General features: G+C 38.0%; 27 protein-coding genes and 1 pseudogene. 20 read left to right on the forward strand and 8 right to left on the reverse strand.

Annotation, left to right across the window (positions count from 1 at the left end; all coding sequences use genetic code 11):
- The first annotated feature begins 313 nt into the window (after positions 1–313).
- Entirely contained in the window at positions 314–445 is a 132-nt protein-coding gene (locus tag ACQKNS_RS09160) for a hypothetical protein (RefSeq protein WP_403063625.1), read from the forward strand.
- A 535-nt stretch (positions 446–980) separates the two neighbouring features.
- Here the strand turns inward: ACQKNS_RS09160 and ACQKNS_RS09165 are convergent.
- A complete protein-coding gene (locus ACQKNS_RS09165) occupies positions 981–1,892 on the reverse strand; it encodes a DsbA family protein (protein WP_427644143.1) in 912 nt (303 codons plus the stop codon).
- A gap of 343 nt (positions 1,893–2,235) precedes the next feature.
- On the opposite strand from ACQKNS_RS09165, the gene ACQKNS_RS09170 reads away from it, so the two are divergent.
- The 5 genes from ACQKNS_RS09170 (at position 2,236) to ACQKNS_RS09190 (ending at position 6,602) form a co-directional block, all read left to right on the forward strand.
- On the forward strand, positions 2,236–2,802 hold the full coding sequence (locus tag ACQKNS_RS09170; RefSeq protein ID WP_427642239.1) for a TetR/AcrR family transcriptional regulator: 567 nt from the start codon (positions 2,236–2,238) through the stop codon (positions 2,800–2,802).
- Positions 2,803–2,943: 141 nt separating this feature from the next.
- Complete coding sequence (locus ACQKNS_RS09175; RefSeq protein WP_427642241.1) at positions 2,944–3,363, forward strand: MarR family winged helix-turn-helix transcriptional regulator; 420 nt, start codon at positions 2,944–2,946, stop codon at positions 3,361–3,363.
- A 131-nt stretch (positions 3,364–3,494) separates the two neighbouring features.
- A complete protein-coding gene (locus ACQKNS_RS09180) occupies positions 3,495–4,244 on the forward strand; it encodes an SDR family NAD(P)-dependent oxidoreductase (protein ID WP_427642243.1) in 750 nt (249 codons plus the stop codon).
- A 49-nt stretch (positions 4,245–4,293) separates the two neighbouring features.
- A complete protein-coding gene (locus ACQKNS_RS09185) occupies positions 4,294–5,367 on the forward strand; it encodes a WD40/YVTN/BNR-like repeat-containing protein (protein WP_427642245.1) in 1,074 nt (357 codons plus the stop codon).
- 317 nt (positions 5,368–5,684) lie between these two features.
- Entirely contained in the window at positions 5,685–6,602 is a 918-nt protein-coding gene (locus ACQKNS_RS09190) for a bifunctional helix-turn-helix transcriptional regulator/GNAT family N-acetyltransferase (protein WP_427642247.1), read from the forward strand.
- A 223-nt stretch (positions 6,603–6,825) separates the two neighbouring features.
- Here the strand turns inward: ACQKNS_RS09190 and ACQKNS_RS09195 are convergent, their stop codons facing one another.
- The gene (locus ACQKNS_RS09195; protein ID WP_427642249.1) at positions 6,826–7,698 is read right to left on the reverse strand and encodes a DMT family transporter; all 873 of its coding nucleotides are present in this window, start codon (positions 7,696–7,698) and stop codon (positions 6,826–6,828) included.
- 110 nt (positions 7,699–7,808) lie between these two features.
- Here ACQKNS_RS09195 and ACQKNS_RS09200 point away from each other — a divergent pair, with 110 nt between their 5' ends.
- The gene (locus tag ACQKNS_RS09200) at positions 7,809–8,681 is read left to right on the forward strand and encodes a LysR family transcriptional regulator (protein WP_427642251.1); all 873 of its coding nucleotides are present in this window, start codon (positions 7,809–7,811) and stop codon (positions 8,679–8,681) included.
- 617 nt (positions 8,682–9,298) lie between these two features.
- On the opposite strand, the gene ACQKNS_RS09205 is transcribed toward ACQKNS_RS09200, so the two are convergent.
- A complete protein-coding gene (locus tag ACQKNS_RS09205; RefSeq protein WP_427642252.1) occupies positions 9,299–9,790 on the reverse strand; it encodes a hypothetical protein in 492 nt (163 codons plus the stop codon).
- A 570-nt stretch (positions 9,791–10,360) separates the two neighbouring features.
- Between ACQKNS_RS09205 and ACQKNS_RS09210 the strand changes: the two genes are divergently transcribed.
- Together ACQKNS_RS09210 and ACQKNS_RS09215 are read left to right on the forward strand one after the other, a co-directional pair.
- A complete protein-coding gene (locus ACQKNS_RS09210) occupies positions 10,361–11,104 on the forward strand; it encodes an amidohydrolase family protein (protein WP_427642253.1) in 744 nt (247 codons plus the stop codon).
- A gap of 105 nt (positions 11,105–11,209) precedes the next feature.
- Entirely contained in the window at positions 11,210–11,371 is a 162-nt protein-coding gene (locus tag ACQKNS_RS09215) for a hypothetical protein (RefSeq protein WP_427642254.1), read from the forward strand.
- Here the strand turns inward: ACQKNS_RS09215 and ACQKNS_RS09220 are convergent.
- The 3 genes and pseudogenes from ACQKNS_RS09220 to ACQKNS_RS09230 form a co-directional block, all read right to left on the reverse strand.
- A complete protein-coding gene (locus ACQKNS_RS09220; protein WP_427642255.1) occupies positions 11,336–12,436 on the reverse strand; it encodes an NAD(P)H-dependent flavin oxidoreductase in 1,101 nt (366 codons plus the stop codon). The two genes, ACQKNS_RS09215 and ACQKNS_RS09220, sit on opposite strands and share 36 nt — an antisense overlap.
- A 34-nt stretch (positions 12,437–12,470) precedes the next feature.
- Positions 12,471–13,615: pseudogene (locus tag ACQKNS_RS09225) on the reverse strand (YbfB/YjiJ family MFS transporter).
- Between the two features lie 79 nt (positions 13,616–13,694).
- Positions 13,695–14,084 carry a tautomerase family protein gene (locus ACQKNS_RS09230; protein WP_427642256.1) on the reverse strand — a complete coding sequence of 130 codons (390 nt, stop codon included), beginning with the start codon at positions 14,082–14,084 and terminating at the stop codon, positions 13,695–13,697.
- Between the two features lie 165 nt (positions 14,085–14,249).
- Between ACQKNS_RS09230 and ACQKNS_RS09235 the strand changes: the two genes are divergently transcribed.
- Both ACQKNS_RS09235 and ACQKNS_RS09240 read left to right on the forward strand, forming a co-directional pair.
- Entirely contained in the window at positions 14,250–15,140 is an 891-nt protein-coding gene (locus ACQKNS_RS09235; RefSeq protein WP_427642257.1) for a LysR family transcriptional regulator, read from the forward strand.
- Positions 15,141–15,303: 163 nt separating this feature from the next.
- A complete protein-coding gene (locus tag ACQKNS_RS09240; protein ID WP_427642258.1) occupies positions 15,304–15,723 on the forward strand; it encodes a VOC family protein in 420 nt (139 codons plus the stop codon).
- A gap of 51 nt (positions 15,724–15,774) precedes the next feature.
- Here ACQKNS_RS09240 and ACQKNS_RS09245 read toward each other — a convergent pair whose 3' ends face one another.
- A complete protein-coding gene (locus ACQKNS_RS09245) occupies positions 15,775–16,641 on the reverse strand; it encodes an SDR family oxidoreductase (RefSeq protein ID WP_427642260.1) in 867 nt (288 codons plus the stop codon).
- A gap of 375 nt (positions 16,642–17,016) precedes the next feature.
- Between ACQKNS_RS09245 and ACQKNS_RS09250 the strand changes: the two genes are divergently transcribed.
- The 4 genes from ACQKNS_RS09250 (at position 17,017) to ACQKNS_RS09265 (ending at position 19,498) form a co-directional block, all read left to right on the forward strand.
- Positions 17,017–17,280 (forward strand): hypothetical protein, encoded by a 264-nt coding sequence (locus tag ACQKNS_RS09250; RefSeq protein WP_427642262.1) that lies wholly within the window; start codon positions 17,017–17,019, stop codon positions 17,278–17,280.
- Positions 17,281–17,343: 63 nt separating this feature from the next.
- Positions 17,344–17,556, forward strand: a complete 213-nt coding sequence (locus tag ACQKNS_RS09255) for a hypothetical protein (RefSeq protein WP_427642264.1) — start codon at positions 17,344–17,346, stop codon at positions 17,554–17,556.
- Between the two features lie 404 nt (positions 17,557–17,960).
- Positions 17,961–18,965, forward strand: a complete 1,005-nt coding sequence (locus tag ACQKNS_RS09260; protein ID WP_427642266.1) for a phosphotransferase enzyme family protein — start codon at positions 17,961–17,963, stop codon at positions 18,963–18,965.
- 11 nt (positions 18,966–18,976) lie between these two features.
- Complete coding sequence (locus ACQKNS_RS09265; RefSeq protein ID WP_427642267.1) at positions 18,977–19,498, forward strand: N-acetyltransferase family protein; 522 nt, start codon at positions 18,977–18,979, stop codon at positions 19,496–19,498.
- 92 nt (positions 19,499–19,590) lie between these two features.
- On the opposite strand, the gene ACQKNS_RS09270 is transcribed toward ACQKNS_RS09265, so the two are convergent.
- A complete protein-coding gene (locus tag ACQKNS_RS09270) occupies positions 19,591–20,388 on the reverse strand; it encodes a peptidoglycan-binding protein (RefSeq protein WP_427642269.1) in 798 nt (265 codons plus the stop codon).
- A gap of 291 nt (positions 20,389–20,679) precedes the next feature.
- Here ACQKNS_RS09270 and ACQKNS_RS09275 point away from each other — a divergent pair, with 291 nt between their 5' ends.
- From ACQKNS_RS09275 to ACQKNS_RS09295, 5 genes are all read left to right on the forward strand, one after another.
- A complete protein-coding gene (locus ACQKNS_RS09275) occupies positions 20,680–21,333 on the forward strand; it encodes an HAD family hydrolase (protein ID WP_427642271.1) in 654 nt (217 codons plus the stop codon).
- Between the two features lie 104 nt (positions 21,334–21,437).
- A complete protein-coding gene (locus ACQKNS_RS09280) occupies positions 21,438–21,944 on the forward strand; it encodes a GNAT family N-acetyltransferase (RefSeq protein ID WP_427642273.1) in 507 nt (168 codons plus the stop codon).
- A gap of 50 nt (positions 21,945–21,994) precedes the next feature.
- Positions 21,995–22,234, forward strand: a complete 240-nt coding sequence (locus ACQKNS_RS09285) for a hypothetical protein (RefSeq protein WP_427642275.1) — start codon at positions 21,995–21,997, stop codon at positions 22,232–22,234.
- A 361-nt stretch (positions 22,235–22,595) separates the two neighbouring features.
- Positions 22,596–23,528, forward strand: coding sequence for an ABC transporter ATP-binding protein (locus ACQKNS_RS09290; protein ID WP_427642277.1), 933 nt, complete (start codon positions 22,596–22,598; stop codon positions 23,526–23,528).
- Positions 23,528–24,484 (forward strand): ABC transporter permease, encoded by a 957-nt coding sequence (locus ACQKNS_RS09295; protein ID WP_427642279.1) that lies wholly within the window; start codon positions 23,528–23,530, stop codon positions 24,482–24,484. The genes ACQKNS_RS09290 and ACQKNS_RS09295 overlap by 1 nt, the downstream gene beginning before the upstream one ends.
- Positions 24,485–24,617 lie beyond the last annotated feature (133 nt).

Below are 24,617 nucleotides of genomic sequence, written 5' to 3' on the forward strand. Positions count from 1 at the left end.
AAACAAAAAAACCATATACTTATCTTGAATACATTTATAAGGCTTTCTTTCAGTTTTCACGTAGTGTATAGGGTGCAATTGAATTTGAACATCGAAGGGATATAAGTTTTGATGGGGATATTTTTGAATCATTACAAGAGCGGGCTCTAAACGGGTTTGCTCTTTTTGTGTGATTGAAATAATGTTGTCCGCGGTCTGTACGGGATGTCTTTTTGCTAGTTAGCGATGTGCCACATCCAGGTGAGGCGTATAAAATTTGGAGGCAAGAGTAAGCTAACATACGTATATAAGCTGCCGTGGGAGGTGAATGAGTATGAGTAATGATGCAAGAGGTTCTAAAAAAAATAAACCAAATGATGCAAACCATGTGAATGCTGAGACGAAAGCCAATCAAAGACGAATTTCAGAAAAGAATAACCAAGAGAATAATGGGAAGGTTCAGTAGGGACTGATTTTTTTTGATTCCACTATATATTTCTTCTCATATAACAAAGAAAGAATATAGAAAAAAATTTTTACTAGAGAACTGATATATCGACATCAGTTCTCTTTATTGAACCATCACTCGAAAGATAAGGTCATATTCAAGGACCATGTACCTCGTTATATAATATTAAAAGTGATCTCTATAGATATAAGATCGTTTCATATACTCGTGAAACTTAAGAATTCTTAAGAATTTTATCGATATTCTCTTCAGGTTTTGATTATAAATTCATTACCATGGAGGAATATGTACATGGGTAGTTTTTCTTTTATAAACTAATTCTAAATTAGCTGAGGATGTATTAAGCATTCAATTACCTACCTATGTAGAGGCAGAGTTATTTCATTTTTATGAAATAACTCCATTAAAAGATACAGCTGGCACGTTACAACAATCCGGTGAAACTTTCTATGGGTATTACTTAAATGACGAGTTAAGTGGTGTCATTTAATAGTCCATTCATTTAACATAGGCTATGGTCATTCTCCTTTTTTTATTTAGTGGTTGTTAAATAGAATTCCCCTAGAATTTCCTTCACTTGATAACGACCTGGTGAAAGCTCTTTATCAATAAAAGAATTAACATCTGATTTTTCAACATCGTACATTACTTCAATTTCCTTAGAAAATAGAAGTTTTTCTTTTTCAAGCAAGGTAGAAAGGGAAGGTTGTTGTTTTGGTTGCAATTCTTCTGTATTTAGAACTTGTTTTAATCCGTCAACATAGTATTCAAAGGGACGACCACCGACAATTTTTACGCCTTTATTTTCATCATTGATTATGATAATAGTAGGAAAGCCTCTGGCCCCCAAGCTTCTAGCTAGACCAAAATCTTCATTCAATAATTGTTGTCCGATGAGTTGCTCAGCCTCATTTACAATGGCTTCTCCATCAAGTCCTAGTTTATTTACGATTTCAATCATAACGGATTTATCTGAAATATTTTGATTAAATGCGAAAAGTGCTTCTCTTGCACGGCGCAAATATTCAAATGCAAGTGCATCATTATGATTTTTTTGAATGACTTTAAATACGCGAGAAGGCGGGTAGGAGGAGTGGACTGGGTTATCAATCATTAAAGTACCATCGATTGGCATTCTTGAATATTCACCAACTTCTCTCCAGTGACCAGCAACGTCGGCTGGTTTATAAATTCCGTTTGCAGGATCGATTGGTCCGTCATGCCATTTTTCCAGTAAGCCTCCCATAACCGTATGGAAGTTAAAATAATCACCATACTGTTCGACAAAACGACGAAGAACCGGTTCAATTGCCCAGCAATGAGAACAGATAGGATCGGTCACATAATAAAGATTAATTGACTTCTTCGGTTGATTAAAGCCAATGACCTCCATTTCCTCACTGTCAGCTACTCCGCATACACCTGTTTCTAAATCACAAAGCATATTATTATTGTTCTTCAATTCATTTCCCTCATCTCTATTCAATATTATGATTACATACATAAAGGATAAGCGAGGAAAAGAAGGAATGTTCTGTTCTTTTCCCACGCTTTTGATCATTTCTTGTAATTACTTTCGCAGGCCTAAAGATCATATTTTCAAAATCCGTAAAGTGACTTAGTGCCGGTTGTGTTCGTACTGTTTGCTTTTCAAAGAGGCAATATAATATTTGCCTTACAATTGAATTTTAAGTCATAATGATAAGCATCAACACCAATAGTTCTGTGGATTTGTCGTTTATACAACACATTTAAGAAATTGTTGAAAAAATAGGAGTGACAACAAAATGACGCAATCAAAGACGGACCCTCGAGTTCTACGTACCCGCAAATTAATTATGGATTCCTTCATTAAACTTTCAGAAGGAAAGGAATTTAAGGATATTACGATAAAGGATATAACGTCAGAGGCCATGATTAATCGTGCAACCTTTTATTATCATTTTGAAGACATATACGACTTATTAGAGAAGGCATTATCAGAAGTATTATCAGTTGATTTGGATTATGATATTTATCAAAATGACGCACTGAATGAAGAAGCTTTCGCTAGTATTTTTAAAGCTATAACAAATTTTCAACAGTCATTATCCAATCGTTGTCATAGAGGATACCAAGATACCATTGCCCGTATTATTAGGGAACAGCTCGAAATCATTTTTTACAAAATGTTGTTAAAACAAAATAGAACTGAAGAGGATGAATCTCTAAAAATTACTGCTGTCATGTTAAGTTGGGGAATCTACGGAGCATCTGTAGAATGGAGAAGGAATAGTAAGGTACCTCCAGAAGAATTTATCAAATTAGTCATTCCTTCTATAATGTATGGGATTGATTTTGAATCTGAAAACTAACAGGTATATAAGTTGACAATTAAAATAGTTTGGTTAAAAATATATGCTATAGCATGTATTTAATGTTATCCATAAATCCACAGTGGAAGATTTAGTAATATGCTTAGCTTTATCTTATATCTTAATTAATAGAGGTGATATATGGATTTACAAGATTTAATAGGGTATCTTATTCATCGTACGGATGTAAAAATGACCAATTATTTTACCAAGAGGTTAAAACCTTATGAAGTTACCCCAGAACAATGGGGCATTATTAGTGTTCTTTGCAGCCAAAAAGGCACTACTCAAAAAGAGTTGGCAGAAGCCATTGATAAAGATCAAACTACTGTCGTAAGAATGATACAGTCAATGGAAAAAAAAGGGGTTGTAATGAAGTCTTATAATGACCAAGACAGGCGTTCACATTACCTTTTCTTAACCGAAAAAGGTGACGATATAAAAAAAACGATCCTGCCTGTGGTTAAAGATGCTCATCATTTCGTTACGAGTAATCTAAGCGAAGAAGAGATCCATCAATTAAAATCGTTATTAAACAAATTATATGATACACGCTACTAATACTTGTTCCTTATGGATGCATGCTATTTATAAGGAACAAAATTTTTTGCATTATACATGCTATAGCATACAATTCTTGCTTGTGTCATATTATTTTAATTACAAAAGCTAAATGAAGGAGTAGATAGAGGATGCTGAATGGAAAAGTAGCGATTATAACAGGAGCAAGCCGGGGGATTGGAGCTGCTACAGCCAAATTATTCGCTCAGTATGAGGCTAAGGTAGTTGTAAACTATGCCAATAATGTGGGTGCGGCAGAGGAAGTAGTAGAATTCATCCGTGAAAATGGCGGACAATCCATTGCTGTTCAAGCAGATGTTAGAAATCAAGATGAAATGAATTCTCTAGTAAATCAAACTATTTCACATTTCGGAAAAGTGGATATTCTGGTAAACAACGCAGCCATCCACTTTGCTATGAAACCTTTCTTTGACATGGAATGGGATGAATTCAGAACCAAGATTGAAGAGGAAGTGAAAGCAGCTTTCGTTTCAACAAAATCAGTATTACCGCTTATGAAAGAACAGAAATACGGGAAGTTAGTTTTCATTTCAAGTGGTTTAAGCCACCAGCCTATGCATGGCTTCATTGCACATGGAACAGCAAAGGCAGCAATTAATTCCTTTGTACGGTATCTGGCTCAAGAATTGGGACCATATAATATTACCGCTAATACAATTTCACCTGGTATGGTCGAAACAGATGCCACTAAACATATCCCTGCAGAAGAAAAAGAAAAAGCAGCCATGTTTACTCCATTAGGAAGAATTGCAAACCCTGAGGATATTGCCCGTGCTGCCTTATTTTTCGCAAGTGATCAAAGTGCTTTTATGACAGGAACTTATGTCCCGGTATCCGGTGGCATGGAAATGAATTCATGAATTTATTAAAAATCCAATCTAATTTGAGATGATTACGGAGGGGTTAATCATGAGAAAAATAATATTAGCCTTTGATAGAGAACTTGTGATTGCAGAAAGAAATAGTGCAGGATGGAATGTGTCTTCTCGTTTTAAAGGCGCAAACCCCATTACATTAACTTGTGATCCAAACAATGAGGAAAGAATTTACTGCGGCACTTTTGATAGAGGATTGTGGAGAAGTGTAGATGGCGGAAGTTCATGGGAAGCCATTGGAACGCTACCTTCTTTTGGTGATGTATTTCCCATTGATATGCCCGCGATTCGCTCTGTAACAGCCTTGGCTGTCTCACCACTGACAGGGGAGGACGGTAATGGAATAGTCTTTGTAGGAACCGAGCCAAGTGCCTTGTTTGTTTCAAGGAATGGTGGAGATAGCTTTGACTTATTGACTGATTATAATCAAATTCCTTCTCGACCTTCATGGTTTTTTCCACAAAGAACATATACACACCATGTGAAATTGATTGAAATGGATAGTACTAATCCTAAAACAATTTATACAACGATTGAGGTTGGGGGATTAATTAAGAGTTTAGACGAAGGAAAAACTTGGAGTGAATATAAAGAAGGAAATGATCCTCATGATATACACATTTTAAAATCGCATAAGCATGTGCCCAATCGTTTATATGCGGTGTTAGGTGACTCATTTCTAAAAGAGCCAGGTCATGGATATGCAGAAAGTTATGATGGTGGTAAGACATGGAGCTACCTTACCGAAGGACTGAATCACCATTATGCATATCATATGGCAGTTAATCCAAATGATCCAGATAATGTGGTCATTGCAACAGCCCAAAATCCACATGCAGCACATATATATGAAGGTGGACAATGTGAATCAATTATTTATAGAAAAAAAGCAAACGGAATTTGGGAAGAGGTAACGTCAGGCTTACCTGAATCTAAAGGTACGTTGATACCGGTATTAAAATCATCTCCAGAAGGACAGTTTTACTTATTTAGTAACAAGGGTGTTTATTATTCTTCCGATAAAGGCACTAGTTGGTCATCCATCGAGATTCCATGGGAGCCGCGTTTTGTGGGACAGCATCCGTATGACATGTTAATTATTGATTAATAAAAAAAATCCTAAAATAATAATGGAGCCACTTTTTACTTTTTTTGGCCTGGCATCTGCCTAATTTTCACATGCTACAGCATGTAATTTTCACCCGTTTAAATCTGGGAAAGAGTAATTTAAATTGAGGCTGCTGCTACAGTAAAGTTAGCTCTTTTCTTATGGAACTATCGGGGCAGTTTTGTTTAAGTGTAATATTTCATATGAAAATACTATAATAAACTCATTTAAATAGTTGACTTAAGCAATCATATTGAATTATGATTTCATTATAGTTGCCAGAGTCAATCATTTTGATTTTAAGGAGTTGTTTATGTATGACGCAACCTACTGTTCCAATCGTATCTGAAATGAGGAAGTTTAATCGGTTTTATACTAAAGTTCTTGGTTTGCTCAACCAGCAAGTGTACGATAGTCCTTTTTCTTTAACTGAAACAAGGATTTTATTTGAAATTAATAGTACAAGTAATTGTACAGCAAAGTTTTTGCAGGAAGAACTGGATTTAGATCGTGGGTATGTAAGTAGAATATTAAAACGTTACGAAGAACTGGATATAATCTATAAGCAGAAATGGGAGGAAGATGGTCGTACATATTTTATTCATTTAACAGAAAAAGGGAAGATTATTTACCACGATTTGGAGACAAAAGCCGAACAGCAAGTCAAATTTCTTCTAAAAAATTTAGAAATGGAAAAACAACAAAACCTAATCGAATCAATGAGAACAATTGAAATGATTTTGTCGGAGTATATGGAACAAAATGAATCTGCCATTTCCATCCGAGATGAATACACAGCTGAAGACAAAGAACTTATTATTGAAAAGCAAAGAGCTTTTTATAGTGATAATTATGGGTTTGATGAAACATTTCTAGAGTATCTCCACGATTCCTTTGATGGGCAAATCAAAAAAATTTGGATTGCAGAGGATAACGGAAAATTTGCAGGTTGTGTGGGTTTAGTCGAAGAAAATGAAGCAACAGCTATGTTAAGGTGGTTCATTGTCGAGCCATCCATTCGCGGAAAGGGTGTAGGTACACAATTAGTACAAACACTGCTTAATTACTGCAAAGAACAACAATATGACCAAGTGTATTTATGGACTGTGAGTAGTTTGCCGGTAGCAAGGCGATTATATGGTAAATTTGGATTTAAAATCACTGAAACAAAAGAGGAACAATTATTGTGGGGGCAAAGAATCGTGGAAGAACGGTGGGATTTGGAATTGAAGTAACTAAAGCACACATCCGTACTGACCCATAGTGAACCCAAAAATATCTAATATATAAGGATGCTTCGATATTCAGTTAGTCAAACAAAGGACAAAATAAAAGAAAATCATGAACAGAAGCACCATTAATAACCTTCTATCAAAAATCTGATTGAAGGTTATTTTATTTTTAGCAGAGAACAAGTTTACTAACCGTGTTCAACCATCTCTTATATGATTGCGACGTTCAATTCATATCATATACTATCCTTTTCTTCGGAGTATGATTGGCAACAAAAATACCGATTAAAATAATCGTGGCACCAATATATTCTTGCATGACCATCTTTTCACCAAGGAATAGGAAGGCAAAAATTGCAGCGGCAATTGGTTCTAAGGAAAAGATAAAGCCAGTACTTTCAGGAGTTGTGTAGTTTTGGGCTATTGATTGAATGACAAATCCAAAAGCAGAGCAAATGATTGCTAAACTGACAATGGCTGCCCAACTAACAGCACCTATCGGCCATGAAAATGGCTCAAAAAGTAATGATGCAATTAGCCCCAGTATCCCTGTAAACCCAAGCTGAAAAACTCCAAGCTGAAAGGCATCAACGGTTCGTGCAAAATAATTATTTGCTACAATATGGGTGGCATATAAGAAGGCTGTTAATAAACAGTAAAGTATCCCGATTTCAAAAGTGAATGAATCTTTCAATGAAAGCAAAGTGAGTCCTGTGAACGTAATGAGAGTGCCTAACATAACTTTGCGCACTGGTAATTTCCTGTTGATGACAATCATGATCAAAGGAACGAAAATAACGGTTGTCGTAATTAAAAAGCCAGCTGTTGAGGCACTGGTGGTTTGCATGGCAAAGCCAAATGTAGCAAACACACCACATAATATAGTACCTAAAACCGCACTCGCTTGGATCGTTTGCCGATGCACATGCCGTATTTTTTGAAAAAACAATAGAGCCATTACAATGAATGCAATAATAAATCGAAATGCGACAAGCATAAATGGCTGAACTTCACCTATGCTGAACTTCGTAAATATATAAGATGATCCCCATCCCATTGTAACGAAGACTAATAGAATATTAGCTTGTTTTTGTGTCATGTCAATCTCCCTCCCTATATAAGTGGTATAATCGTAGCACCCCTTTTGTTATTAGGGAAACGAATGTTTTTAATAAAACTATTAGATTTACTAATATGGAGGTGATTAACATGAATGCCTATTTCGCACTTCTTGCGGTACTTGAAACGGGTAGTTTTACAAGTGCAGCAAAACAACTTGGTTATACGCAATCAGCTGTCAGCCAGCTTGTTCATACAGTTGAAGCTGACTTGGAAACGCAGCTTATCATTCGTTCACGGACAGGAGTAACACTGACACCAGATGGAGAGCAATATTTACCGTTCATTAAAAGTATTTGTCATGCAATTAGAGAATTACATGAAAAGAAAGAGGAAATGCAAGGGTTAGAACGAGGGACTATTCGAATTGGAACATTTTCGAGTGTGGCATGTCACTGGTTACCACAATGGATGAAGGAATTTAAAATACTGTATCCCAATGTCCAATTTGAAATCAATTTAGGTGATTATACGGATATTGAAAACTTAATTAAAGAAGGGGTAGTAGATTTTGGTTTTGTGAATCCGGATGCAGTGACACAACTTGAAATGATTCCTATTCAACAAGATGAAATGCTTGCATGTTTACCTTCAAAACATCATTTGGCAATGCGTGATAAAGTACTATTACAGGAATTATTAGAGGAGCCTTATATCCTATTAGATGAAGGGGCTGTTAGTGAACCTCTTAATGTATTTCACCGCCACCTATTTGAACCGAAAATCGAATATCGTGTACAAGATGATTATGCCATCATGTCCATGATTGAGCAGGGACTAGGTCTCTCCATTTTGCCTTCATTAATATTAGAACGTTTACAATATAATATTGTGACAAAATCGATTGAACCACAAGTCATGCGAACTATAAGCATAGCTTTTAAAGAGAAAAGTATTTTACCGATTACAAGTCGATATTTCATTGACTTTATTGTAGCGAAGGGAACGGATTCAGTTATTTAAGAAAGGTAATTCTGATAAAATGCTATTTCACAAGCTGCAAAAGAGTGAGTAAAAAGATGAGCTATTAAGTTAGTTGGATGCATTGCTTTATTGGCCAAATACCCTATTGATAAGAAAGGACTGATCTCCAAAATACGATCAGTCCAAGGGAATCCATTCAAATCTAATTTAGGGAAACACCCTATTTCTCAAAGGTTTTTCAGTTTACAAAACAATGGATAACTCAGCAACCTTATGCAGGATTAAAAACGTAATTATATAGTCAGCCTAAAGTTACAACATAAAGAGCCGGGGAGATTTAATCTTTATATTTAATTGTAATTTAACTCGATGACAAAGTCTTTGAATCAACTTAGTTTCAGGACTGACAACCTCACCTCTTTTTCTTATTCAAAAGTTAGTTTGTGAAGGACTGTACGTAAACCAACAGGGGCGTTGTTCAATAACAGGGGTTGCTGCGGGAGCCTCTTTCTTATGGCACTAACGAGGCAGTTTAGTTGAAAAAGGAATATTAATTTTATTGGGTTATCGAAAGAACAAAATATAATAAAAAACTCGCCAAAAACTGAACGAGTTTTAAATACCTATTCTTATTGCTGGTTGAAATAAGAATGTGCTCAACATAAAACGATTATACGATAGGGTGTGGTTTGAGCAGGGATACTATTTGTGGCAGGTCCATAGAAAACAATTAAATCTCGGTTCCCTGGATATCTTGAAAAGAGTTGCCCATTTGTTAATAATATTTGGGTATAGGGAGATAATTTTAATTGTAATTGTCCATCATTACTCACCAATTGGTTATTAAAATAATCAACTTTTACATTCTGATTTGGGTTATCTTTTACCATGACAAGCGCTTGATATTGTGGAGGGTAAATAAGAATAGCAGGTAAATCTCCATCATAATATCCTGTCACGCGATCTCCTACTATGACCATTTCATGGTCAACGAAGTAAGTTGAGGTTGAAACCACGAAATTTACTATTGAACCCAATTCATTTTCTATTGTAAATAATTTATAACAACCTTCTCCTTCACCATTTTGACCTGTAAAAAAATCACTAATCACCGTGACAGTTCCATGAAATGAATAAAAAGTTGTCATACAATACCTCCAAAATTAAAAGATAGGGACGATCTTTTATTTTGAGACTATTCGAGATAAGGCTTTTTTAGGATTTTAGTATAATGTAGGGATAGGAGGGCAGGCAACAGTATCTATAAGTCTTGGGTCAATACCGTAGAATTGCCAGAAAGCGCCGTTCCATATATATCCAGATACTTCTCCATATTCCACACGAGTAGGGTAAAACCAAAATTGTCTGCCATTTATAAGCCATACATAAGTGTTTTGATATAGACAGTCCACGATATAGGACACAGAAGGTTTTGGTGGTATGAATGTTGGAGGAGGGGATTGTGGACTCATTGTCCCCTGGCGTGGGAAATATCTCATGTGATTTCACTCCTTTTAGTTAGGTTCTCAACAATATATGTTAAGAAGAAGTAAAAGGATTATTTAACGCGAAAACTAAAGATTGTGAAGTAGCTTTTTCTTATGGCACTAATGGGGCAGGTTATTGCCATAAGATAAACTTATGAATTTGTATAAATAACCCGCGATTTTATTTATGTATCATATTTGATATGTTAAAGAAAAGAAAGGGGATTTGAAATGAGAATTTTTGATGCACATTTTCATGTTATTGATTTTGATTTTCCTATCAATGAAAACCAAGGATATTTGCCACCCAGCTATGTTGTAGAAGATTATCAAAATGAAACTGCTGATTTGAATGTATTAGGTGGAGCGATTGTATCTGGGTCATTCCAAGGCTTTGACCAAGAATATTTATTGAAAGCCCTTAAACAAATGGGACCAACTTTTTGTGGAGTTACGCAATTACCTTTTACTGTGACGGACGAAGAGATTATAAGTTTAAATAAAAATGGGGTAAAAGCATTACGTTTTAATATAAAACGAGGCGGTTCAGAAGATTTATCAAAGCTCGATTACTTTGCTAGGAGAGTTTATGATTTAGTAGGGTGGCATAGCGAGCTTTATATTGATTCAAAAGCGTTACCCGAAATTGCATCAACTATTGAAAAATTACCTGCGATATCAATTGACCATTTAGGATTATCTGAAGAAGGATTACCTCATTTATTAAAGATGGTGGATAAAGGCATTCGAGTTAAAGCTACTGGTTTTGGTCGTGTAGAATTGAATATTGAGAATGCCTTAAACTCAATTTATGATATTAACCCAGACGCTCTTATGTTCGGAACAGATTTGCCTTCTACAAGGGCGAAAAGACACTTTGAGTATGCAGACATTGAATTGATTCAGCGTCTATTTGATGAAAAAGCTACCGGAAAAATATTGTACACGAATGCATTAAAATGGTACTTTAAGTAATTCAGCAATAAGATTTAGAATGAAAATTTAAAGTTTGTGAGTGAGTACACTTAAACTAACAGGTGCGTTAGCTGAAGATCGGAGCTGTCTTAAGGAAGCTTTTTCTTGTGGAACTATTTGGGCAGTGAAGAGCTAAAAAGTATTATTTCTTCACTTGCTAGTAATATAGTGAAACGATTCAAAAAAGGTCACCAGGAATATCTGGTGACCGTAATGACAACATTGGATGTATTAAAGAGCAGTGAGCTGCTGCGTCAGCATATGTAAATTTATTTTAGCTTCAGACATGATATCTTTCATTAATCGTTCAACGGTTTGACTCTTGGCTAGTCTTGGACTTTGTCCAGACCAGAGTGACATGAAGTCTGGATTATTCTGTCCACTGCACGTTTTTCTAATTTCTTGAGTTAATAGGTTTTGAACGGGAAAATCGGGTACAAGCAATTCATGCTCCAGCATATCGGCAATAAATTTATTTTTAATGCCTCTTGCCCTTTTTCCAGAAAAAGCTCGAGTAAAGGTTGTCTGGTCTTCATCCGCATTCAAAATCGCTTCTTTATGTACCTTATGTGCCCCACTTTCTATACAGGTCAAGAAAGCTGTGCCCATTTGTACACCTTGTGCTCCTAAGAAGAGGGAGGCCATTAATCCTCTTCCATCCATAATTCCTCCTGCAGCGATTACAGGTATGCTTACATTGTCAACAACTTGCGGGATAAGTGACATTAAACCTACTAGGCTCTCCTGATGACCATCCATAAAGTTCCCGCGGTGCCCGCCAGCTTCACTGCCTTGCAAAACGACCATATCCATTCCCGCTTTTTCATTTGCAACGGCTTCCTTAACCGTTGTAGCTGTTCCTATAAGAGTGATGTTATGCTGTTTTAATTCAGCCATCACTTCCTTAGGGGGAATACCAAACGTAAAGGAACAAATAGATACATTTTCTTCAATGACCACCCTAACTTGTTCTATGAAACTTTCATGGATTTTTTCATACTCAGGAATGTCAAAGCTGTCTGTTTGTTCTAAATGTAATTGCTTACGAATCTTGTGTAAACGCTGGTTAGCTGATTGGACTGCGTCAGGGGTTACGTTAAATTCGTTTGGCACGAATAGATTGATGCCAAAAGGGTTTGACGTTAACTGCTTGATTTCTCTAATCTGCTCTCTTGATTGTATGGGTGTCTGATAGCCTGCCCCGATCATTCCAAGTCCCCCGGCATTGGAAACCTCGGCTACTAAATCCGAAGTGGTGATCCCGCCAGCCATAGGAGCTTGTATAATGGGATTCTTAATCCTCAATTGCTTCATCATTTCATTATTTAACATCAATGACTCCCCCAAATTTTTATTTTAATCCTAATCAATTCTCTTCTGTTTTTTTTATATTGGATGGATGAACGTTAGGGTTGATCTCGAAATGAATCCCGCTTGAAAGCAAAATGGACCCAAAGAAGACAACACTTGCTGTGCCAATAAAAGCAGCATTAAAGTCATGTGTGAGTGAGGATAAAACCCCAGCAAGGGTTGGTCCCATCAACTGTCCAATAGCATAAATAGCGGTAAGTATGCCAATAGTCCGATTGCTATCAGATGGATTCATTTCCCGTCCCAATGTTGTAGCCAGGGTGGTGATACCCATAAACGTGGCTCCAAATAATAAAGCACTTATGACGAAACTAGTTTTTGACATCCAAAAGGCTGGCATTGCGATACCCAAGGATTGCAGAGCCATTGCAAGCACTAAAGATTTAATGGATCCCCACTTTTTAGCTAGTAAAGACCAGATGAAACAGGATGGAATCGCAGACAATCCCACCATCATCCAAACTAAGGTAGCACCGCTATGAAAGTATGAGGTCTTTTCAGCGATGGATACGATAAACGTTCCGGTGACAATGTAACCCAGCCCTTCTAAACCATAGGCAATAATCAACCATATAAGCCATTTAGCGGGGGGCACTTTTCCAATCGTATCTTGTTTATTTTCCTTCTCGACAACGTTAGGGGCTTCATCGAGCCAGATCCATACAAAGATAGCAAGAATTCCACTCGCAACAGCTAGTCCTATCCATGTACCTTCCCACTGAAATAAATGGTTTAAACTCGGAATCAATAGACTGGATAAAAAGATTCCCAAACCTACTCCCCATAAAAGATCCCCGACCAACTGGTTTTTCTTATCGTTGCAAGTTTATCTAACACGATACCGGAGGCCAAGACCAACACAAACGCACTGGCAAACCCTGATAGGAAGCGAAGTCCATTCCAAAGTAAATCAGAGTATGAGAGACCCATCAGTGCAGTGGTTAAGATACTGATGATTAGACTTATTCTTAACAAAATGGTTCTATACTTCTTAAAAGGAAGGGCACCTGCTAAAATGGCTCCAAGCAAATATCCTGCGTAATTACTGGATGCTATATAACCGGCAACTGTATTTGATAAAGGAAGTTCTTTTTGCATAAGTGGAAGAATGGGAGTATATGCAAATCTTCCAATCCCCATCGCGATGATCAAAGAAAATATTCCCCCTATTAAAAAAAGATAAGATTGATTTTTCAAAGATTCCCCTCCAATTAAAGAGCTATAATGAACCTGTTAGAAACTGTGCTTCCCCTCGTCCAAAACTCCAGTCAGCATCGCTGTTTTCCGTTATAGAAACCATTAAGTCCTGTGGAGAAATTCCACAGTCCGATTCAAGTTTATGAGCAAGAAGTGAGTATAAGGTTTCTTTCTGTTTTTCGGTTCTTTTTTTACTTACAATACTAATGATCACTAGGTCTCTGCTTCTTTTAAACCCCAGTCCGGTATCCTCGATTATTAGCTCATGCGGCGGATGCTGATGAACGATTTGATAACGATCACTTTCAGGCACTTGGAAAGCTTCCACCATCGCATGGTGAGCTGAATCCAATAATCTTTTTAACGTTTCTTCGCTTCTTCCTTCTATCAAATCAAAACGTAATAATGGCATTTGTTGTATCTCCCCTCAAAATAAATAATGGTTTTAGAGTGTCCAATCAGATGCAGGATATGATAAGCATATCTTTTCTTTGCTATATGGTATAATACTTAATATTTATATTTGATATCATTTTTAATGATGGCTAAAAGATAAATCAACTAAGGAGAGATCATTTTGGATTTGCATTCATTAAAAATTTTCCAGAGTGTTGCTAAGATGGGGAGTATTTCTCAAGCAGCGAGGGAACTTCAATATGCCCAGTCAAATATCACGATGAAAATACAGCAGTTGGAATCGGATCTTCAAACAACTCTTTTTTATAGACATAATCGCGGCACTGCATTAACTGACAAAGGAAGCATGTTGCTAACATATACAGAAAAAATATTCGATCTCATAGAAGAAACCAAAAATATGATGAATGATGATCAAACACCTAGAGGTCCGTTACATATTGGATCAATGGAAACAACCGCAGCTGTTCGCTTACCAGTCTTGTTTTCAAAGTATCATAAAGATTTTCCAGAAGTCGATTTAACTTTAAAAACAGGCTCCACTGAACAAAATATTCAAGCAGTGCTTCAGAATGAATTGGATGGAGCATTTGTGGCCGGACCCATTGATCACCCTGACCTCATTCAGAAAGAAGCATTCGAAGAGGAACTAATTCTCATTACAGATACAGCCCATCCCCCAATATCTTCTATCAAAGATATTCAAACAAGGACGCTGCTTGTCTTTCATTCAGGATGTGCTTATCGGGAAAAGTTTGAACGATGGTTACAACAAGAGAAGATGATACCCAATAAGATAATGGAATTTGGCACGATAGATGGAATCATCGGGTGTGTCGCAGCTGGTCTAGGTATAAGTATGCTTCCACAAAGTGTTATTGCAAAGCATGAACAAAACGGCCTTAGACAACATTCCCTTCCGAATCTATACGGAAAAGTCAAAACAGTATTCATCTATCGAAAAGAAAAGTATGTTCCCGCGTCTTTAATAAAATTCATCAATATGTTAAGTGATGAGGAGGGATTGTCAGATAATAAAAGGTTCATTTAAGCGCGGGTTATGAACAGAATATTAGGGGTTGCTGCGGCAGCCTTTTTTGTGTGGAGTAAAAGGGGGAGCAGGGAGATATAAAGGTATTGTTTTATACCGGATGTGATTCATAATATAAGGGGTTATATTTGGATGGGAAACCAATACAGAGAGGGATGGGACAATGGAAAGTAAATGGCCGAATGAAATGAAAGTAGCACAAATCCGGGTTGCACGTCCTACTGATCAACTTGAAAAGGTTGTAAGTTTCTATTGTGAAGGCTTAGGCTTGAAAAAGATCGGGTCTTTTGAAGGGCATGAAGGGTATGACGGCATCATGATTGGACTTCCTGATTCCAGCTATCATCTGGAGTTTACCCAGCATGAAGATGGCAGTCCTTGTCCTGCCCCAACACAAGATAATCTGCTTGTCTTTTATATTCCTGAACGTAAAACCATTGAGGATATCACGAATAGATTGAAAGGCATGGGGTATGAACCGGTTTCACCGGAAAATCCATATTGGGAAAAATCCGGTGTTACCATTGAAGATCCGGATGGTTGGAGAATAGTATTAATGAATTCGCCCGGAATTGGAAATTAGCAATGGAAATGAAAACGACCGAAAAGCACCATGCTTTTCGGTCGTTTGGGTTTATGAGGACATCGTAATCCCGCCATTGATATGGATGCACTGTCCCGTTATATAAGCACCCTCATCAGATGCCAGCAGCACATAGGCGCCTGCATGATCCGCAGGCTGCCCAGGGCGGCCAAGTGGTGCCTCGGTACCAAACTCGGCAACGGATTGTTCGTCGAACGTCGCCGGGATGAGCGGAGTCCAAATCGGGCCCGGCGCCACCATATTGACCCGGATCCCTTTTTTAGCCACATTCTGTGCAAGGCTGCGTGTGAATCCGACGATTGCCCCTTTTGTCGCTGTATAATCCATCAATGTTGCATGTCCTCTATATGGGTTGATCGATGTTGTGTTGATGACCGAGTTGCCTTGTTTCATATGAGGAACCGCGTGCTTGCTCATGTAAAAAACGGAATAAATATTGGTGCGGAACGTTTTGTCCCATTGCTCGTCCGTGATATCCTCAATGTTTTCCGTCGGGAATTGCACCGCTGCATTATTGACGAGGATGTCCAGCTTTCCAAACTCGTCCAACGTCTTCGCAATCAAATCCTTACAATTCGCCTCCACGGAAACGTCACTTGGAATCAAGAGGCAGCGAACGCCTTCCGCTTCAATCAGCCGCTTCGTTTCCTCGGCATCACCGTGCTCATCTAAATAATTCACAACCACATGGGCGCCTTCCTTTGCATAAGCAATGGCAACCGCACGTCCAATGCCGCTATCTCCGCCTGTTATCAAGGCAACGCGGCCCTTCAGCTTACCGCTTCCTATGTAATCCTTTGGCTGAATCGGAAGTGGATTCATCTCAGATTCAATCCCAGGCTGTCTATCCTGCGTTTGTCCGGGCTGACCGTTTTTTTGCTGTTCATATATATTCAAAGAAAATCTCCTCCTCTTAAACTATTGTTCTAGTCATACTGTAGCCGTTAAAAAGTACGGTTAAACATCCTGATTCCCATCGATTCCTGCTGCAAGCGATTACAATATGATCGAAGCAATACAGTAAAAAATGGAATTACGGTGTGGGAGTTGAATTACAAGCTTGGCATTGGAATCTGGAATCAGGAGAAACGATGCCCGCCGTTTCACGAGTAATTGAGGAAACTCACTCGTAAATCGGCGAAATTCACGAGTCAAATAAGTGATTCAGATTGCTGAAAAGCCTTATTTAATAATTTTTGTAATGATTTATTTAGCCTTGGACATACTTAATGAAGATATTAAAAAGTAACATTCATTTAAGGAGGAAACCCAATGGCTAACGAAAATATACAAATGAAAATGGAACATATTTGGCAGGATACGTGTGGATCATGGGAAAACTGTACCGAAACCACCATTCAGTCATTCTTGGCGAAATCGCAAGAAAGCAATATAGACCCGCAATATTGCATGAGCTGGGTGGAACAACATAAAGCCCAAATTCCTGAGTGGAATGCCGTTTCAAAGGTGTCGCTGAATTGGGTTAATCAACATACCTCAACGGGTTCACCCATTTCAATCAAGGAAGATTTTTAAAAGAGTTACCTTTTTCTGCTTATGATTGGTACGAACTCCACTATGTTTAAGAGGTGAAGATAGTTGTCAAATAACGAGGAACAAAACGGCAAATCAAATACTCAAGGTTCAGAGCATAATAATGATCCAGATTACAGAGTTAATGCTTGGGATGAAATGAATGATGAAGATAAATTTGTACAATCAGCCATCCAAGAGGAATTCAATAATCCAGTAATCGAAGAAACGATCTTGAAGTTCAATAAAATAGCGAATGAAGAAGAAAAGGAAACTTGATTTTGTATGCGCCCCTATAGGGCGCTTTTTTTTTTGAGAAAATCTCTTTACCCTTGTAACCATAAAGATTAAAAAAAGAATGATATACAAATAAAGGGAAAAGGCATTTTGGTATCGTATAAAGCATAGTATAAATCGTTTTTATTTTTGGCTCTTTTCGTAAAGATCGTTGTTTTTAAAACGAAACGATTTAAGGGTGATTGGAGCGCAAGTGCGAGACTCCTGCGGGAGCAGCGGGACAGGTGGGACACCACAGGCGTTTACGCCGAGGAGGCTCACCGCCCGCCTCGCGGAAAGCGTGCATCTGGAGGGGAAATCAACCACACCGCCTTACTTGTTAAATCGCAACAAAGTATGCGAAAACAGCCTTTTTTTTAGCAATATCATTAATGGGAGTGACGATCATGGAAGCATCGGTAGAGCGGATTTTTTCTAAGGAATTGGTGAAATTGGCCGGGCATCTTTTTCAAGTGAATGCTGGGGATCCAGTAAAACTTGGAGATGCAGAGAACTATGTATTTGAGGTTTACAGGGATGGAACGCCATACATTTTAAGAATGACACATCAATCACATCGTACAATAGGTCAAGTGCTTGCTGAGTTAAAGTGGATTGAATATTTACAGAATAATAATGCTGAAATTCCTAAGGTACTCTCTTCGAAAGAAGATAACTTGGTTGAAATTGTTAAGGGTTCGGATGGTACGGAATTTTATTGTTGCCTGTTTGAAAAAGCTCCTGGTGCAAGGATGAAAGTCACCGATGAAAATTTCGGTGAACCTTTATTTTTTGAATGGGGAAGAACGATTGGCCAAATGCATAAACAAACAAAAAATTATCAGCCGGAAACAAAATATAAAAGGCTGGATTGGCATGAAGAGGAACTATTGAATGCTGAACTCTACCAATCCAATGTTCCAGAGCAATTGATGCACCAACAAGAATTAATCAAGAAGAAAGTAAATGCCCTTCCAGTTCATCAAGATAATTTTGGATTGATCCATTCTGATATACATAACGGCAATTTCCATTTTCATGAGGGGAAGGTACATGTTTTTGATTTTGATGACTGTTCTTACCACTGGTTTGCCAGCGATTTGGCCATACCTCTGTACTATCTGATATGGAGCTTGGAACGTGAAGGAATAAAAGGGCTCGATGAATATGCCGCCAAGTTCATGAGGGAATTCATAAAAGGCTATGAGACGGAAAATATCATGGCACCTGAAGAATACGAAACGATTCCTCTATTCTTAAAGTTAAGGGATTTAACGTTATATAACTTTTTTCATAAAAAGTATGATTTGAAGAATGCGGATGGTCCATTATACAAAACGGTCAAAAGTATCGAACAAAGAATCATCGAAAGCCGTCCTATTGTTCACTTCGATCCGAACATGGTTCATTAAGGGGGATTGGAATGTCAGAAATGAAAAATCACATCATTCGGACTGGTGAATTGGAGGATGCGGAAGCGGTTTTGGATGTACAGAATTCCGTTATTTCCGAAGGAGAGTATTTTATTGCGGTATCGGAGGAGTTCGATAAAACACCAGAACAACAAAGGGATTGGATACGAAGGTTATTGGAAAATGAACGAGAAACCATCATCGTGGCCGAAATAGATGGCGAGGTCATTGGATGGATAGTGTTTCAATCTGAAAATAGGAAGAGAATGTCTCACAAGGGCTCATTTGGAATGATGATCAGGAAAGATTGCAGAGGGTATGGAATTGGAAAAGAGCTTATAAAAGCATTATTGGAATGGGCAGAAGCAAATCCGTTCATAGAAAAGGTGAGCTTGGGAGTTTTTTCAACAAATCAGCGGGCCATATCACTGTATAAAAAGATGGGATTTGTTGAAGAGGGCCGTAAAATAAAGGAATTCAAGATGAGCGAACGTGAATACGTCGATGATATTATCATGTACAAATTGGTTTGATCATACCGAAAGAGCATGCATTGATTCAATACATGCTCTCGCGGTTTGGTTATGTATCCATTTCTATATGAAAACGATGTGTATGTCACGCATCATCTAATTATTTTCACGTTCACTTGCTTTCTTCCCCACGTTAAAGCATCCGATTCACTCGCGATGAATACATCGATTCTGTTTCCTTTGATCGCACCGCCCGTGTCTGCAGCGATTGCTTGTCCATAGCCTTCGACTTCAACGATGGAGCCTAGCGGAATCACGTTCGGATCGACTGCTATCAGTTTGGCATCATCATATTTTTTTAGGTCAACGCCCATTCTTGTAGTGCCTGAGCATCCCTCGCAGCTCGCTGTATATGCTGTACTTGTTACCGTTATTTCTTTGACGGCAGAGCTTGCTGAACTTGCTCTTTCTTTTAATTTACTGAAGGTCCGTGCACCTGCTATTCCATCAGCGGATAATCCTTTTTGCCTTTGAAAGTTGATGACGGCTTGCTTTGTACCTGTTCCATAAATGCCATCGATCGTTGATGTGTAAACATCCCAGGCTTTCAATAATCTTTGCAGTTCAGCTACAGGTCTTCCCATATCCCCGCTTTTTAGTACCTGAATTTTCTGATTGGTTTGTGTTCCTGCTATTCCATCGACTTTCAGTCTTGATTTTTCCTGAAACTTCTTTACGGATTCTTTTGTAATCGGTCCGTAGTAACCTGTTGCTTCATGATAGGGAAAAACCCCTTTTGTCAGTAATAATTCTTGTAAGTCTTTAACATCACTATTACTCATTCCAAATGAAAGTGTGCGATCCAAATCAGCGGCTTCGCCTTTTGTTGGCATGCATACTCCTAGAATGAATACAGAAGCCGTTAGGATCGTTAATAAAATTTTCTTCATGTTTATCCTCCTCGTTGTTTCCTGCAATTAAACCATTCGTTTAACTATCATTCTTTTAGGCGCTGTTAAGGAAAAACACCGCGAAGGCACTAAGTAATTGTTAAAACATGTAACATATAAAAAAGAAATGAGGCGGACATCGGGTTACCATATCCTTAGTGATTAACTAATTATGGAAAATGAAAAAGTTTCCCGTGGAACGAACGGAACCGTTTTGTTGAACTAGGGAATTCATTCATGTACGTTTATGTTAATAGAAATTCCATTTCAACGGTAAAGGAGGAAATCATTATGATTAAAGCAGTTATTTTCGACTTTGATGGTTTAATTTTAGACACAGAAACGGCTTGGTATGAGGCTTATAAAGAAACGATGGCTTTTTATGAATCTGATTTGCCTCTTGAACATTTCGTAAAATGTATCGGAACGGATAATACGGAACTTAATCAGTACTTCAAGGATCAGCTGGGGGAAAGTTGTAATATCGAAGAAATTGAATCCAGAGCAAAAAGCCTTCATGAAGTCAAAATGAAAACATCCCTGGCACGTGAAGGTGTGAAGGATTATTTAGACGAAGCAAAAAACAATGGATATAAAATCGCCCTCGCTTCAAGCTCGACAAAAGAGTGGGTCACTCATCATTTAGGGGAACTTGGACTGTTAAACTATTTTGAAGTTCTTATCACGGGGGATGATGTTGAAAAAGTAAAACCTGCGCCTGATTTGTATGTAAAGGCAATCGAAGTCCTGGGCATTCGGCCCACAGAAGCCGTAGCATTTGAAGATTCGTTAAATGGGCTTCAAGCGGCCCTGACTGCAGGTTTAAAGTGTGTAATCGTTCCAAATCCGGTTACGGAGGCTTTAGCTTTTGAAAATCATCATTTACGTCTCCGGTCCATGAGGGATAAGAGCTTGTCTGACGTTATCAAGCATATTGAGCCATAAGCGTTCGTAGTAAATTATAGTATGATATAGGAAAGTAACCACGCCGAAGATGGCAGCGTCTTCGGTTTTTCCGGTTTTTAATGAATGGGTGGGAGAGTGACATTATGGGAGTGCAAACCAATGGCGAAGGAGTCCTGCTGCGGGAGGTCAAGGAGAGTGATCTGCCTATCCTTTTCGAGCAGCAACTAGATCCTGCCGCAAACTATATGGCTGCTTTCACATCCAAGGATCCATCAGACAAAATGGCTTTTTTGACACACTGGAAGAACATCTTATCGAACCGGGATATTCTAAAAATGACCATAATCCACAACGGATGTGTTGCCGGCAGCATTCTCAAGTTTGAACAGTTTGGCAACCCTGAAGTGTGTTATTGGATCGGGAAGCAATATTGGGGTAAAGGAATCGCTACAGAAGCACTTCTCCATTTTTTGCCGAAAATCAAAGCCCGCCCACTTTATGCTCGCGCAGCCAAGGATAATCTCGCATCCATCAAGGTGCTGGAAAAGTGCGGATTTGAAAGATTCGATGAAGACAAAGGATATTCCCATGCAAGAGGGGAAGTGGTTGAAGAATTCATTTTGAAACTTGAATCAGGAAACCCCAGTTAAGATAAGATAAAACAAAATCGTTAAACCTATGAGGAAATGGGTGGCATACTATGGGATATAAGATTTTTTCCATCATTTTTATTTTATGCGGTCTTTTTGTAATGTGGTTCGCCATTTTTGGCAAAAAGAAAGAAATCAAAGAGTTCGGCTCCGGAATACCCACGAATTTCATCGATGTAATTTTGATGATGATATATAAGCTTTTACCTTCTATTGTTAGAAAAATCCTTCTTTTTTCATTAGGTCTTGCCATTTCTCTTGGCTTTACTTATATATTGCTTAACCTGTGATTATGAGTAAAATTTCCTAATAAGATCAAATAACCCTGAAACTTTATTCATACAAAAACGTATTAAAAGAAAACGGTACATAGGAGTTGTTTCTATTTAGAGGAAAAAAGTGATGGAAGGGTTTATGAAAATGGGGCGGGAAGCGGACGCCGGCGGAAGGTTTTAATGAGAGTTTGATGTTATTGCGCAATAAGGATCGGATGGGAAATGATCATGGAATAAAAGACCGGTAAAATTCAAATCTATTGATTGCAGCTGTGCATATATCCATATGGAAGAATATCAGTATAGTAATAATATGCATAATATGGTAATGTAGGAATTGTGTGATTTTGGAAAAAATGAAAAAGGAAGGTATTATATGTCTGAATCGGTTCTTAAGGTTCAATCCTTAACTAAAAAAATTGGAAAAGCAACCATTGTGGACAATGTTAGCTTTGAAATAAAAAGCAATGAAATATTTGGTTTGCTTGGCCCGAATGGTGCAGGGAAGACCACTATCATCCGTATGATCACAGGTCTCATCAATCGTACGGGCGGTACGGTCATGATCAATGGAAGTGACCTCGATCATGATTTCGAAGGTGCGATGAATCAATTGGGGGCCATTGTTGAAAACCCGGAGTTCTATAAGTACATGACAGGCAGAAAGAATATCCTGCATTATGCCCGAATGTCATCCAATGACATATCCAATGAGAGAATAGAAGAGGTCATCAAGCTTGTCAAACTGGATCATGCCATCGATAAGAAGGTTAAAACCTATTCATTAGGGATGCGTCAGCGTCTTGGCGTGGCACAGGCCATTTTACATAAACCGTCGTTATTGATTTTTGATGAACCGACGAATGGCTTGGATCCACAAGGGATTCGAGAGTTTCGTGATTATTTGAAAGTGCTGGCGAGTGAAGGCGTCGGGATATTGATTTCATCACATTTACTATCGGAAATGCAATTGATGTGTGATAGTTTTGCCGTTATCGAAAAGGGAAAACTGATACATACGAAAGAACATATTGTTGATGAAAAAACCGAAACGATCAATGCAGTTTCATTCACTGTCAGTGATGGGAAGCTAGCTAAAAAAATCCTTCAAAAACAGTTTGGGGATATTACGGTTTTGAAATATGATGCGAAGACAATCTCCGTATCGGCCACTCGTGAACAAACGGCCAATATTAATAGGAGTTTTATTGAAAATCAACTGGATGTCTATGAAATTGGCATCACTAGAAAATCACTGGAAGACAAATTCTTTGAAATCACTGAGCAGGAAATGAGGGAGTCTGTATGATGTCCTTAGTAAAAAATGAATGGATGAAAATCTTTTCAAAAGTATCAACTTTTATATTCATCGCTTTTCTTTTATTGGCAGCATTAGGGGCTGCAGTCATCGATTATAAACTAAGTCCCGAAGAATCGGGGAAAGATTGGAAGCAAGAGTTAAAGGCAGATATACAAGAACAGGAAAAGGCTTTGAAAGCTAAGGAAATCAGTGAAGATGAAAAAGCCATGATCATGGAAGAGATCAATGTCAACAAGCAAATGCTGGCTGATGATATAAACCCTGACTTGAACACGAATTGGACCTATATGGCGGAATGGACTACATCATTAACTTCATTTGTCACTTTATTCGTCGTTATTGTTTGCAGCTCGCTCGTTTCCTCTGAATTTTCGGATGGCACCATTAAACAACTTTTGATCAGGCCTTATAAACGTTGGAAGATCTTACTTTCCAAATATATTACTTCCTTATTATTTGCAGCGTTATTACTTGCGAGCCTGCTTATTTTCAGTTATCTAATCGGCATCATATTCTTTGGCAATGGCTCGTATTCGGACAAAATCATGGATCCCGCATCTTTCGGTGAATTCAGTCCGGTGGTGGTCGGCGAATATTTCGTGGACATGATCGTTTACTGGATACCAGGATTCTTGGTCATCACCACCATCGCTTTCATGCTGAGCACATTATTTAAAAACCAAGCACTTGCAGTTGGTATATCCATTTTCATCCTATTTGCATCTTCGACATTAAATATGGTGATTCAATCATTCATCGGAAAATACGAGTGGTTAAAATTCGTCTTATTCCCCCACCTTGATTTAAGGGGATATATTTCCGGAACCATAGAAATGTTCGATGGAGCTACACTAGGATTCTCGATGGGTGTACTGGGAATCTATTATCTTATCTTTTTAGCGCTAACTTTCTTCTTCTTCCAGAAAAAAGATATCACGAATTAAATAGAGTGAAAAACCGAAATCAGTAGCTGATTTCGGTTTTTCTTATGCAACATTCAGTTGCAGCTTGATAAAGTGAAACTTTTATCCAAATTTATCCGTATAAGATAATATGAGGATAATTAGTAGTGCATTG

Source organism: Peribacillus sp. NPDC094092 (assembly GCF_050279365.1).
Taxonomy (GTDB): domain Bacteria; phylum Bacillota; class Bacilli; order Bacillales; family DSM-1321; genus Peribacillus.

Coding starts and splice junctions, on each gene's coding strand:
- ACQKNS_RS09160 (WP_403063625.1), top strand. CDS start 314: ATGAGTAATGATGCAAGAGGTTCTAAAAAAAATAAACCAAATGATGCA.
- ACQKNS_RS09295 (WP_427642279.1), top strand. CDS start 23,528: ATGTCCTTAGTAAAAAATGAATGGATGAAAATCTTTTCAAAAGTATCA.
- ACQKNS_RS09230 (WP_427642256.1), bottom strand. CDS start 14,084: ATGCCATTATTACGTTTTGATTTGATAGAAGGAAGAAGCGAAGAAACG.
- ACQKNS_RS09275 (WP_427642271.1), top strand. CDS start 20,680: ATGATTAAAGCAGTTATTTTCGACTTTGATGGTTTAATTTTAGACACA.
- ACQKNS_RS09165 (WP_427644143.1), bottom strand. CDS start 1,892: ATGCTTTGTGATTTAGAAACAGGTGTATGCGGAGTAGCTGACAGTGAG.
- ACQKNS_RS09210 (WP_427642253.1), top strand. CDS start 10,361: ATGAGAATTTTTGATGCACATTTTCATGTTATTGATTTTGATTTTCCT.
- ACQKNS_RS09270 (WP_427642269.1), bottom strand. CDS start 20,388: ATGAAGAAAATTTTATTAACGATCCTAACGGCTTCTGTATTCATTCTA.
- ACQKNS_RS09260 (WP_427642266.1), top strand. CDS start 17,961: ATGGAAGCATCGGTAGAGCGGATTTTTTCTAAGGAATTGGTGAAATTG.
- ACQKNS_RS09290 (WP_427642277.1), top strand. CDS start 22,596: ATGTCTGAATCGGTTCTTAAGGTTCAATCCTTAACTAAAAAAATTGGA.
- ACQKNS_RS09265 (WP_427642267.1), top strand. CDS start 18,977: ATGTCAGAAATGAAAAATCACATCATTCGGACTGGTGAATTGGAGGAT.
- ACQKNS_RS09175 (WP_427642241.1), top strand. CDS start 2,944: ATGGATTTACAAGATTTAATAGGGTATCTTATTCATCGTACGGATGTA.
- ACQKNS_RS09205 (WP_427642252.1), bottom strand. CDS start 9,790: ATGACAACTTTTTATTCATTTCATGGAACTGTCACGGTGATTAGTGAT.
- ACQKNS_RS09170 (WP_427642239.1), top strand. CDS start 2,236: ATGACGCAATCAAAGACGGACCCTCGAGTTCTACGTACCCGCAAATTA.
- ACQKNS_RS09250 (WP_427642262.1), top strand. CDS start 17,017: ATGGCTAACGAAAATATACAAATGAAAATGGAACATATTTGGCAGGAT.
- ACQKNS_RS09280 (WP_427642273.1), top strand. CDS start 21,438: ATGGGAGTGCAAACCAATGGCGAAGGAGTCCTGCTGCGGGAGGTCAAG.
- ACQKNS_RS09185 (WP_427642245.1), top strand. CDS start 4,294: ATGAGAAAAATAATATTAGCCTTTGATAGAGAACTTGTGATTGCAGAA.
- ACQKNS_RS09200 (WP_427642251.1), top strand. CDS start 7,809: ATGAATGCCTATTTCGCACTTCTTGCGGTACTTGAAACGGGTAGTTTT.
- ACQKNS_RS09190 (WP_427642247.1), top strand. CDS start 5,685: ATGACGCAACCTACTGTTCCAATCGTATCTGAAATGAGGAAGTTTAAT.
- ACQKNS_RS09220 (WP_427642255.1), bottom strand. CDS start 12,436: ATGTTAAATAATGAAATGATGAAGCAATTGAGGATTAAGAATCCCATT.
- ACQKNS_RS09180 (WP_427642243.1), top strand. CDS start 3,495: ATGCTGAATGGAAAAGTAGCGATTATAACAGGAGCAAGCCGGGGGATT.
- ACQKNS_RS09285 (WP_427642275.1), top strand. CDS start 21,995: ATGGGATATAAGATTTTTTCCATCATTTTTATTTTATGCGGTCTTTTT.
- ACQKNS_RS09195 (WP_427642249.1), bottom strand. CDS start 7,698: ATGACACAAAAACAAGCTAATATTCTATTAGTCTTCGTTACAATGGGA.
- ACQKNS_RS09240 (WP_427642258.1), top strand. CDS start 15,304: ATGGAAAGTAAATGGCCGAATGAAATGAAAGTAGCACAAATCCGGGTT.